Raw genomic sequence first — 11,450 nt, 5'->3', positions numbered from 1 at the left:
TGCGAAGGTTACATGATATCAGCCAGACTTGGAAACTATCTCATCAAATTAGTCCCCCCATAGAACCCCCTTGAGCCATCTTGCACACTTTTCTCTTTTTGTCAAATTTTATGTTAAGAAAGATGTGACTAATGGATAGATCAAGGGGGGCAGGGGGGATCAAACCTAAAATCCATTTTTAATTTAATTACAACCAGCTACTTAACACCCTAAGTTTATATAAATTTCCTCGGCAATCTTCCTGCTACCTCCAGACTCTCCCACTCTAATTTTGCCATTCTCTAAACATCTGTGTAAATAACGAGAATCTGCCAAAATATCGATAATTTTAACCGCGGCATTTTTAAATAAATTTACCTCCGTGGGTTTCTTTCCAATAGTTATCACCGATTCCCCTAATAAGCGCATTTGTGCCTCAGCAAAAGGGTAGGTAAATTGGGGACCAAATCCGGGTATTTGTAGGACGGGTTTTCCTAATCCTACCGCTTGTTCTACTGCTGTCCCCGCCATGGCTAAACAAGCGTCACAATAGTGTAGAATATCGGCAAAAGCATCACGATAACAGCACACCTTAGCCCCATTTTTCTCTAATTTTCCCGCTCCTAAATAATGCCATCCCTCTTGTTTAGCCAAATTTTCTAAGTCGGTTTCTCCGATGCTAGGAATGATAGCAGCCCGAAACTGCATCGGTTTAATTTTAACTATTTCCTCACAGACTTGTAACTGTAAAGCTAAATTACTCAAAGCTTCGGGTAAACGACTCCCCGCTAATAAAGCAATCATGGGAATTTGACTATCTAATTCTAAATCTTTACCCGTTGGTGTTAAGACATCCATAATCGGATAGCCAGCAAAAATCGCTTTTTTAATACCCCGATTTTGTAAATCTGTTGCTGTATATTTATCCCTGGTAAAAACCCTCAAGCAATTCTTCGATCTTAAACATAATTTTGTCAGTAAAGGTAATTTAATTGTACCTTCGTAATAACTGGAAGTAGAAACAATAAAAGCCACAAAAGGACGACCAGTTAAACGAGCGATCGCAATCGGCACTATATCCCCCACTGCTATCAATAAATCACAATTCTTACTAACTTTAAAAGCTGCCTGAATTTGTTTAATAGTTAGACCAATTAATCCCGCTCCAATATCTTTAATCCAATTAAAGGGATTAGTATAAATAATTCCCCCCGATGGCATAGTGGCAGTGGGGGCAATGATTGGTACTGGCAATTTTTGATAAGCTTTTCCCTCTCCCACTAAAGGCAAAGCAGCTATAGATAATTGGGGCTGAATTTTTTGTAATTCCCGCACAATTAAACTAGCATTTAAATCCTCGCCATGACCATTACTAAGAAATAAAACCTGTTTAAGCATCGATTTGGTATCCTCTATATTCCCTTGCTGCCAAAGAAACCGCCACCGTCACCGATTTTGCTTCTATTTGCTTGCTAACTAGCAAAATCTCGCCCATTTTTAAAGCGGCAGCCTCAGCGACGCTAGGGGTTCCCCCTTGCTTGTTGACAATGGCTGAGGGATTGGGGACATTAATATCTCTCAACTCCTCGGCAGTAAAAGTTTTTAGGGGCAATCCTTTCTCCTGACAGTAGGCAATTAAACCCCGTTCATCAGCTTTGATGTCAAGGGTGGCGATACCAGCAATAGCGGCTAAAGAGAGGTGATAACGCTGAAAAACAGCCCTAATTGCCCTATCTATGACCGCTTTCTCCGTCCCACGGATGCAACCTATGCCTAGCCATAATACTCGTCCATGGCACTGCACTTTTGCCCCGGAAGAATCGGCGGGTGAGTGGAAAGCAGGGGAAGCGCCAGTCATCATCGGTGTTGCCTCTAATTGTTGCGGGATTAGGGTTGCCAACGGGGAGAATCACCTTGGGGCTGTTTAGTTAGCTAAAAAACATTTAATACTAAATCCAGTTATTAAAAACTGATTATTTATTCTCCGTTTTGCATGAGTGCATGAGTAGAAAACGGGTTTCTCCGAGAAACCCGTTTTCTGTGCGTTACTCAACGGATTTAGTATAAGAGAGGGTTCGTAAATTAATGTAAAGAAGATGGATTGTTTCTCGCCGCTCCCCGATACCTTTTAAACAGGATTTATTCTAATACACCTGTACGAATAAGGCGCAGAATCTGCGCCCTAGATACCTTACTATCTTAGCGGGTTAAGGCCGCGCCTCTTTCGTACAAAGTGCGGGCGTAATCGGTCCAAGTACCCTGGCCCCAATAACGGAAACAACTGGTTTGCACGAGCAAATTATAAAGCAGTGCCTCCAGATAATCCGGTCGTCGGGTAAAACTAGGATCCGCCTGTACTAAAGGATCATATTTTTCGTGGAATTGAGCGCTTAATTGGTTCATCGGTTCGAGGACATTTTCGTAACCGCGCACCCAACTGAGATCATTTGTCCAAGATGCCCCATCCATGCTAAAACGGTGGTCGGTCTGTTTTAACTCAGCGATCGCCTGTTCCACTGCTTCCGGGGTAGCGGCATCCGGATTAACTCGCTGCCAGATTTTATGCTGGTGTACGGCTTGAATTGGGGGATAATCTTGGGGATTAACGCCAGCAGCCTCGATTAACTCCAGATATTCCGTGCCGTTAAATCCTGCCACACTGGAACCCCCCTGCATTTCTCGCCAAGGATTGGGAAAATCGCGAGGAAATTCATTCATCATCACGCCACCATTTTCACCGTCGGCAATCTGGGAACCTAGGGAAGGAACCCAAACGCCGCCGATTTGCTGTTTACCGCGGCATTTAGCCTCGTGGTAGGGTTGCATTTGGGCGACTAATTTGGTGTCGGAACCCTGGGTTTTAATCAAAGCAGTAATGGCAATCACTTCACCGCGAGAATTGCGGGCCACCAAGCGATTAGGAATATATTTTTGTTCCTGACTCAATCCCGAACCGTCGAGATTTTCCACCGAGTGTTCCTGTACCAATAACCAACGATAGCCGCATTCTTTCAGAGCTTTAATATACTCGTAGAGGGTATCGGGATGGTTAGGAAGGTGCATTTCTGGGGGAGAGAACCCTTTGACTCGTTTCAGGGCATCCGGGCCAAAAATCGAGGCAAAATAGGTTTGCCACGCTTGCATCTGTAATTTTAGATCGGGAATCGGTGTGGAAGGGGCCACCGCATGACTCCACATCGTCCCCAACCATTCCACATAGGGTTGATATTGACTGTTACAGGTGATTAATTTGAGTTTATCGAGGATATCCTGCCGTCCCATCTGTACCAAACCCCAGAGGAGATTGCCGGAATAATCGAGCATAATCCGGGGATTACAGCCTTCCGCCACCAATTCTGGGATAAAATCGCCCATGCGACTGTAACACCAGGCAAAAACGCTGGCATTATGGTTATCGCCATCCCCTTGATGCTCGAACATATGCTGGAGATTGCAGATTAATTCCCCGTTAACACCTGCGGGGATGGTGGGTTGGTGCATATGCAAGGCACAGGCAAAACCAGCGTTAATATTGTCTAATTTGAGATTTGTTGTCGGTAAAAAGATCGGATCATGGTGATTGACAATCGCTGCGATTTCCTGTTCCCAACCGCAAATAGTTGGTAGTCCGGGGCGTATTTCCGTGATAGGGTTCGATTTCGATGATACGGGTGTAGCGATCATAATTTTTCAGGCGAATAGATTGAGATAGTTTGTCCCCACTCTCCCAGGGACAACTTTTTTTACTGGCAACAGGTCACTCTTGACTGTTCACTGCTAACTGAGCTAAGAGCGCGGACTTGATCCTATCCCATTTATACTGGGAGTAACCCCCTCCAGACACAAGCCTTCGTAACTCGTTAAAAATCAAGATGATTCTTTACTGAACTTAACCGATCCTCGCACTATGATACAAACAACTATCCGCCCTTTTACCTGTAACTTTTAACCATGTTCTCGGCGACTACCGAAATTCTTGTTATCCTCTTCCTGATCCTCCTCAATGGAGTCTTTGCCCTCTCGGAAATTGCCATTGTCTCGGCGCGCAAAGTCCGTTTAGAACAATTAGCCAGAGATGATCGACGGGCGGCGGTGGCCTTAAAATTGGCCAATGATCCCAATCAAATTTTATCGACGGTGCAGATTGGCATTACCCTCGTGGGTATCTTTGCCGGGGCCTACGGAGGAGCTAATTTATCGGTCAGTGTGGCGCAATTATTGGCGCAAGTTCCTGTTTTAGCCCCCTACAGTCAAGCTTTGGGATTAGGATTAGTGGTGTTAATTATTACCTATCTATCCCTGGTGGTGGGGGAATTAGTGCCGAAACGGTTAGGTTTAAGTAATCCCGAAAAAATCGCTATCCTCGTTGCTGATCCTCTCGATAAGCTATCGAAAATTGTTTCGCCCGTTGTCCATCTTTTGAGTCAATCGACTAATCTGATTCTCGGTTTGTTGGGGATTAATACTAATAACAATGATTCCCCAATTACGGAAGAAGAATTGAAAATTATGCTTAAACAGGGAACCGAAGCGGGAACCTTTGAGGAAGCAGAACAGGATATGGTGGAAAGGGTGTTAGGATTGGGCGATCGCAGAGTAAGCCAGATTATGACCACGCGCCCAGATATTATTTGGCTAGATTTGGAAGATAGCGCCGAAATTAACCGCCAGAAGCTAATTGAGAGCAATCATAACCGTTTTCCTGTGTGTCAGGGCAGTTTAGATGAGGTTTTGGGGGTAATCGAAGTCACAGACTTATTAGCGGATTGTTTAAACGGTGAAAGTTTCGACCTAACGAAGGATTTACAACAGCCGCTTTTTGTGCCGGAAAGCACTAGGGGTTTAAAAGTTTTGGAATTGGTGCAGCAAAGTGGTCATCATATTGCCTTGGTAGTGGATGAGTACGGGGTGATTCAAGGATTGGTGACGCGCAAGGATATTTTAGAGGCAATTGTCGGCGATTTACCCCAATTAGATAATATTGAAGATGCTCAGATCGTGCAGCGGGAAGATGGTTCTTGGTTGATCGATGGCACAGTGGCGATCGAAGATTTTAAAGAATTATTTGAAATCAGTGAATTACCCGGGGAAAAACAGGGCAATTATCACACTTTAGGTGGTTTTATTATTACTCATCTTGGCAGGATTCCGGGGGCTGCTGATCATTTTGAATGGCAAAGGTTGCGCTTGGAAGTGGTGGATATGGACGGGAATCGCGTCGATAAGGTGTTAGTAACGCTATTGTTGGATGATTTGTAAGTAAGTAGCTGGTTCTAATTAAATTAGACCTGTATCAGACTTATCTGAAATGACTATAACACCTAACAGCTGATGAGATGCACCCGAAGCGACTATTTTTGAAAGCTTGAGCGGCCAAGTCATTAGCCACTTTTGCCACAAACCCCTAAGTAGCATCATGCTCAACGGATTTAGGATGATTATTTTTCTAGTCCGAAAAGCTCGCTCTTGAAAAAGGGGACAATTGTTAATTATTATTAAAAGTACATTTACTAATTAACCAAAATACCAGTGAAACTAGCTCAAGCTCAGACGATATTAACAGACACTTTAACCGTATTTTGGGGAGAATGGCTAGATTTACGGGCGAGAGTCCTTCAGATCGCCGCCACAGGTCTAGTTTCTCCCCTAATCTATATTATCGGTTTCGGGTTGGGGTTGGGAAGCGCCCTCGATCGCTCCATGAAACCCTCGATCGGCGATTCCTATCTAGAATTTATTTTACCCGGAATGGTGGCCCTGTCCTCAATGGCGATCAGTTTCGGGGGAACCACCTTTTCTATCTGTGGCGATCGCTTATTTAGTAAAACCTTCGAGGAATTATTATTACTTCCCGTCCATCCCCTCTCATTATTTTTAGGCAAAGTTTTCGCGGGAATTTTGCGCGGTGTAATGACTTCTGCATCAGTGATTCTCGTCGCTATCTTATTTACAGGAAAATTTGTCAGTTTTCTCAATCCCCTCTTTTTATTAGTTTTAATCTTAAATTGTGCCGTCTTTGCCGGTTTAGGGGCAATTGTCGGATTGCGAGTTAAATCCCTCGAAAGTGTCGGTCTCTATAATAACTTTTTAATCGTGCCGATGTCTTTTTTAGGAGCAACTTTTTTCGATCCCCAAACCTTACCCTGGGCATTAAAAATTATTGTTTATGCCTTGCCCCTCACCTATGCTAGTCTGGGATTAAGAGCCGCAGCCTACGATATCAATCAATTTCCTTGGTTCGCTATTCCTATTTTATTAATTGTCGCTATTCTTCTCTCGATTGTCGGTGCTTATCAATTCTCCCATCAACGGGATTAAATCAGTAATCAGTAATCAGTTATCAGTTATCAGATTTAAGTATTCGGTGAACAGTTCACGGATTACTGTTTACTGTTTACCGATAAAAGCAAAAAGCTCCTATCTCCTATCTCCTGACTCCTGACTCCTTTTTCCCTTGAATAAATATATCCTTTTTTATAAACCCTACGATGTATTATGTCAGTTTACTGATGAAAATGGGCGCTCGACTTTAAAAGATTATATTCCTATCCCAAATATCTATTCTGTCGGTCGTTTAGATAGGGACAGCGAGGGATTATTATTACTCACAGATAACGGTCAATTACAGCATCGTTTGGGTCATCGTCAATTTGCACATCCGCGCACCTATTGGGTACAAGTCGAAAGAATTCCAGACCTAAACGCTTTAGAAAAATTGCGTCAAGGTCTTCATATTCAGGATTATCGCACTCGACCAGCAATAGTTAATTTACTAGATTTTGAACCAGATTTACCCCCCAGAGAGCCACCGATTCGTTATCGAAAATCTGTCCCCACCGCTTGGTTAGAAATTACCTTAACTGAGGGAAGAAATCGTCAGGTAAGAAGGATGACAGCTGCCGTTGGTTATCCCACTTTAAGATTAATTAGAACAGCCATTACTATTGACAAAAACAATAAATTATGCTTAACAGGATTACAACCCGGTCAATGGCGAGAAGTGACTGAAAAAGAGAGAAAAGCCTTAGAAAGGTTATAATTTATGTAAGTAACCTTGATAACCAAAGTTGAATGTATAGTGTGGGACTTGATCAAATGACCCACAATTATCTATAATATTGAATATTAAACCTAAAGACAAATATGAAAGTTAAAATTAAAAATCTTGGCATTTTAAAACAGGCAGAATTCAGTCTAGGCGACCTCACAATTATCTGTGGTCGTAATAATACAGGTAAAACTTATGCTACCTACGCTTTATTCGGTTTTTTATACACTTGGCGAAGACTATTAACTTGGCCAACATTTAGCCTCAAAGAAAAAGTTGATCAACTACTTTCTGATGGTGTAATTAGTCTCGATCTACAGGAGTATGTTCAACAGTGTGAGATTATTCTTACTACAGGTTGTCAAAGATATATTCAACAAATACCTGAAGTTTTTGCTGCCAACGAGGAGAGGTTTAAAAATGTTGATTTTCAGATAGAATTAAATTTTGACAATATTCAATTTCAAAATAAGTATGAAAGGAAAATTAGTACAGCAACATTGGAAATTATCTCGATTAACAAACCTGAAGATGAGCCTTATTTATCCATTACATTATTAACAGAAACAGAAAAAATAAATCTGCCAGTGCATTTTCTTGAGGATATAATTTACGACAGCATCCAAGATATAATTTTCTCTCAGTTTTTTCCCAGGCCATTTATTGCTAGTGCAGAAAGGACAGGAGCGGCAATTTTTCGCAAAGAGTTAAATTTTGCTCGTAATCGTTTACTGGAAGAAATTAGTAAAAATAGCAATTTTAATCCTAGAGAACTGTTATTTAATGTTTCTCAGGATTATGCGCTACCAGTCAAAAAAAATGTAGATTTTACTAGACAAATAGAAACAATTGTCAAAAAAACTAGCTTTATCGCCGAAAATCATCCCAGTATTTTAGAAGATTTTGCCGATATTATTGGTGGTCAATATATGATTACTAGCAATGATGAACTTTATTACATTCCTAAAGGAAAAAAACTTAGACTATCGATGGATGAAAGTTCTAGTGCTGTACGTTCTCTTTTAGACATTGGCTTTTATTTAAGACACGAAGCTCGAATCGGAGATTTGTTGATAGTAGATGAACCTGAATTAAATCTCCATCCAGAAAATCAACGCCGTATCGCTAAACTTTTCGCTCGACTGATCAACATTGGTATTAAAGTTTTTATCACTACTCACAGTGATTATATTATCAAAGAAATCAACACATTAATTATGCTTAACCATAATAAACCACACCTGAAACAAATTGCCGCAGAAGAAGGCTATAGACAAGAGGAATTATTATCTGCTAATCAAGTTAAAGTCTATATTGCTGAAAAAGCTTTAAAGATGTTAAAAGGACAAAAAAGAAAAACCAAATTTAACACTTTAACTCCCGCTAAAATTGATCACAAAATGGGTATCGAAGCACGCAGTTTTGATACTACTATCGAAAATATGAATCGTATTCAAACGGCTATTATTTGGGGTGAGGAGTAATGTCTGATATTGCTATCCTCAAAGAAATGATTAGCAAGTGTGCGATAGTAGAGTTGGAATATAAAAAAGAGTACAAACGAGATAGTTATTTACTGAAACTGATAGAAAATCAAGATAACTATTCATTTGTGATTAGTGGAATGCCTGAACCCGATCAAGTTATTGCGATCAAGCTAGATGAGTTTTTTGATGTCCGCAAAATTTTTACTGGTAATAAAGGTGAATGTAAGCGTGCAGATTTTATAATTATCGCTAATACCCCTACTGAAAAAGTTATCCTTTGTTTGGAAATGAAGAAAAGCAGAGATTCTAATTCATCGATAATTAAACAATTAAAAGGAGCCGAATGCTTTGTCTCCTATTGTCGTGAAATCGGACGCTTATTTTGGAATCAACCCGATTTTCTTCAGGACTATCAATATCGCTTTGTTAGTATTAAAAATATCAGTATTTCTAAAACAAGCATGAGCAGCCGTAAACTTTCTCAAAAAAGTGAGATTCACGATCAACCAGAAAAAATGTTAAAAATTTCCGCTCAAGCGAAGCACTTTCAATAATTAATTTAGTCCTATAGCTTGACATTATGACCGATTTAATCTCGATCGAATAACGATCTTTTGCCGAGAGTGCCGAAAGAGCCTTATCGATGCTCATTTTTAAAAACTTCAAACACCTGCCGGCTGAAATATTTTAACTTATCAGCCACCTTAGCAGAAGGTTGATAATTGCCGACTAATTGCCAGTTTTCCACCGTAGATAGTCGCCAAGCAGTTCCTTGATGGTTAAAAGCCTGCATTTCTAAGCCAATCAAACGCTGATGCTGATCCTCGCTATCGAGATGAAAACGAATTTGTACCAGAATACTGCGCCCTTGAATTCTGGGACTCCAACCGGGAAAATGGAAAGCGATATCGATCGAGTCGGGATCCGTTAACTCCCTTGTGTGGGGATCGTTGCGCCAAGGTTTCAGATCTGCCTTTGCATCGGGGAATTGTTGTTTAAACAGGTTGACGAGTGTGGCGATCTTCGCCGTTAATTCTAATCCTTTTGCCTGTTCCGACGCATTCATGCTCACCTCTGATAATTGCTTATAAAGTAACTATTTATACAGTTTAGCCCTGCTTTTTGCGACTATTGGAACAATTATAACGATATTTTCTCGATCGAGTCCAAAATGCCGCACCTGTCAATCAAGATATCCGCTGCCAAAAAGACAAAATCAAAACTACACTAGAAAATAGGATAATCGACAGGAACAGTATTTTCTATGAATCCCCAAGAGTCTCTATTACAATCGATCGAAAAATTAGGCTATCGGGTTACGGTGGGTGATGTGGCAGCAAAATCGGGTTTAGAGATTAACACTGCACAACAGGGATTATTAGCTTTAGCGGCGGAAGCGGGGGGACATTTACAGGTAGCAGATACGGGGGAGATTATCTATCTTTTCCCTGAAAATTTTCGCTCGATTCTTTTGAATAAATATTGGCAATTGCAGTTAAAAGCTTTCGCCAGTAAAATCTGGCAAGTAGTTTTTTATGTTATTCGCATTTCCTTTGGCATTGTTTTAATTATTTCGATTTTAATCCTCTTGTTTGCTATTCTGGCGATCCTGATAGCTTCAATGTTTAAAGATAGTGACTCGGATAACAATTCTGGAAATAACAACATTAATATTAACTTCTTTCCCACGGACTTTTTCTGGATTTTTTATCCCGATTTTAGTAATAACTACTACGAAAGAAGAGATCGGGAAGTTAAGGCAGAAAAACCCCCTAGTAAGATGAATTTTCTCGAGGCAGTTTTTTCTTTTATTTTTGGCGATGGCGATCCTAATTTTAATTTAGAGGAGAGACGCTGGCAAACTATCGGTAAGGTAATTCAAAATAATCGTGGCTCGATTATCGCTCCACAAATTGCCCCCTATCTCGATAGTATTACCCCCAGTCAGGAGGAGACAGAAGATTATATACTCCCAGTTTTAACCCGCTTTAATGGGTTGCCGCAAGTGTCCGATCGAGGCGATATTATCTATTATTTTCCCGATCTACAGGTGACAACCAAAGAGAGAAAAGTACAAGCATTGTCACCCTATCTAAAGGAAAAACGCTGGAAGTTTAGCGAAGCAGATAGCGGTCAAATTATCTTAGCTTTAGGTTTAGGGGCGGTTAACTTTATCCTCGCTTTAGTTTTAGGATATTTGCTCAAGAGTGATAGTGTCGATTTGAGCGGTTCTCTGGGGTCGATAGTCACAGGTATCTACGGTTTTCTCCTCAGTTATGCCGCTGCTTTTTTGGGGATTCCCCTCGGTCGTTATTTCTTTTTACAGTGGAGAAATGAGCGGGTTAATCAACGCAATCAACAGCGAGAAAAAAGAGCAGATCTATTTGCACAAAATAATCCTGAATTAGAGCAAAAACTGGCCTACTCTCGTCAATTTGCTGACCAAAAAGTGATTAAGGATGCTGATATTAGTTATTCTACGGATCAAGACTATCTCGAACAAGAGATCGAGCGCTCGGATAAAATCGATCGAGAATGGCAAAAACGCTTAGAATCCCCCGATTAATCGCTAAAATCCCCACCAACAAGTTTACTAAAAAGAGGGCGAATACAATTCGCCCCGACCAGAAAAAATTCTCTTTAAGTAAGTAGTTATAATTCAATTGAAGATAGATTCTGCCCGGTGCATCTCACATTTGCAGAAATACCGACAATCAGCAATTATCAGTGACTCTTAAATTATTACCAATGTATTAGCAGCTGCGTGTAAGCATCCCACCGAAAAGCTAGTGCGCGGGGGGTTTGGGGGCGGCACTTCGACACGCTCAGTGACCGCGCCACGCCCCCAACGGGGGGTTTGGGGGGTAGAACCCCCCAAAAGCTTGGATTGATTGATAAAATCGGAAGTAATGCCAAATTTTAGCCGAGAGTTTCCC

Annotated in this window: 11 protein-coding genes; 6 read left to right on the top strand and 5 right to left on the bottom strand. The window is 41.0% G+C overall.

Going from position 1 to position 11,450, the window contains the following annotated elements:
- Positions 1–201 precede the first annotated feature (201 nt).
- The 3 genes from ACOCD9_RS15860 to ACOCD9_RS15850 form a co-directional block, all read right to left on the bottom strand.
- Positions 202–1,377, bottom strand: coding sequence for a lipid-A-disaccharide synthase-related protein (locus ACOCD9_RS15860; RefSeq protein WP_287702112.1), 1,176 nt, complete (start codon positions 1,375–1,377; stop codon positions 202–204).
- Entirely contained in the window at positions 1,370–1,837 is a 468-nt protein-coding gene (locus ACOCD9_RS15855; RefSeq protein WP_287702114.1) for a cobalamin biosynthesis protein, read from the bottom strand. Before ACOCD9_RS15855 ends, ACOCD9_RS15860 begins: the two co-directional genes overlap by 8 nt.
- 341 nt (positions 1,838–2,178) lie before the next feature.
- Entirely contained in the window at positions 2,179–3,663 is a 1,485-nt protein-coding gene (locus tag ACOCD9_RS15850; protein WP_287702111.1) for a glycosyl hydrolase family 57, read from the bottom strand.
- Positions 3,664–3,930: 267 nt separating this feature from the next.
- Between ACOCD9_RS15850 and ACOCD9_RS15845 the strand changes: the two genes are divergently transcribed.
- The 5 genes from ACOCD9_RS15845 to ACOCD9_RS15825 all read left to right on the top strand — a co-directional run bounded on the left by ACOCD9_RS15845 (position 3,931) and on the right by ACOCD9_RS15825 (position 9,068).
- Complete coding sequence (locus tag ACOCD9_RS15845) at positions 3,931–5,238, top strand: hemolysin family protein (protein WP_287702109.1); 1,308 nt, start codon at positions 3,931–3,933, stop codon at positions 5,236–5,238.
- A gap of 270 nt (positions 5,239–5,508) precedes the next feature.
- Positions 5,509–6,297, top strand: a complete 789-nt coding sequence (locus tag ACOCD9_RS15840; RefSeq protein WP_190381585.1) for an ABC transporter permease — start codon at positions 5,509–5,511, stop codon at positions 6,295–6,297.
- A 136-nt stretch (positions 6,298–6,433) separates the two neighbouring features.
- On the top strand, positions 6,434–7,018 hold the full coding sequence (locus tag ACOCD9_RS15835) for a pseudouridine synthase (protein WP_052276706.1): 585 nt from the start codon (positions 6,434–6,436) through the stop codon (positions 7,016–7,018).
- A gap of 104 nt (positions 7,019–7,122) precedes the next feature.
- Positions 7,123–8,511, top strand: a complete 1,389-nt coding sequence (locus ACOCD9_RS15830; protein WP_287702104.1) for an AAA family ATPase — start codon at positions 7,123–7,125, stop codon at positions 8,509–8,511.
- Positions 8,511–9,068 (top strand): hypothetical protein, encoded by a 558-nt coding sequence (locus tag ACOCD9_RS15825; protein WP_287702102.1) that lies wholly within the window; start codon positions 8,511–8,513, stop codon positions 9,066–9,068. Before ACOCD9_RS15830 ends, ACOCD9_RS15825 begins: the two co-directional genes overlap by 1 nt.
- Positions 9,069–9,151: 83 nt before the next feature.
- On the opposite strand, the gene ACOCD9_RS15820 is transcribed toward ACOCD9_RS15825, so the two are convergent.
- On the bottom strand, positions 9,152–9,580 hold the full coding sequence (locus tag ACOCD9_RS15820; RefSeq protein ID WP_002798813.1) for a hypothetical protein: 429 nt from the start codon (positions 9,578–9,580) through the stop codon (positions 9,152–9,154).
- Between the two features lie 198 nt (positions 9,581–9,778).
- Between ACOCD9_RS15820 and ACOCD9_RS15815 the strand changes: the two genes are divergently transcribed.
- Complete coding sequence (locus ACOCD9_RS15815) at positions 9,779–11,080, top strand: hypothetical protein (RefSeq protein WP_419547930.1); 1,302 nt, start codon at positions 9,779–9,781, stop codon at positions 11,078–11,080.
- Positions 11,081–11,248: 168 nt separating this feature from the next.
- Here ACOCD9_RS15815 and ACOCD9_RS15810 read toward each other — a convergent pair.
- On the bottom strand, positions 11,249–11,450 hold a 202-nt coding region (locus tag ACOCD9_RS15810; RefSeq protein WP_419547929.1), incomplete at its 5' end, for a hypothetical protein.

Source organism: Microcystis sp. (assembly GCF_048564745.1).
GTDB classification, from domain to species: Bacteria; Cyanobacteriota; Cyanobacteriia; order Cyanobacteriales; family Microcystaceae; genus Microcystis; species Microcystis ichthyoblabe_A.
Note: the sequence above shows the minus strand (reverse complement) of the source record. Positions and strands in the feature narration are given on the sequence as shown.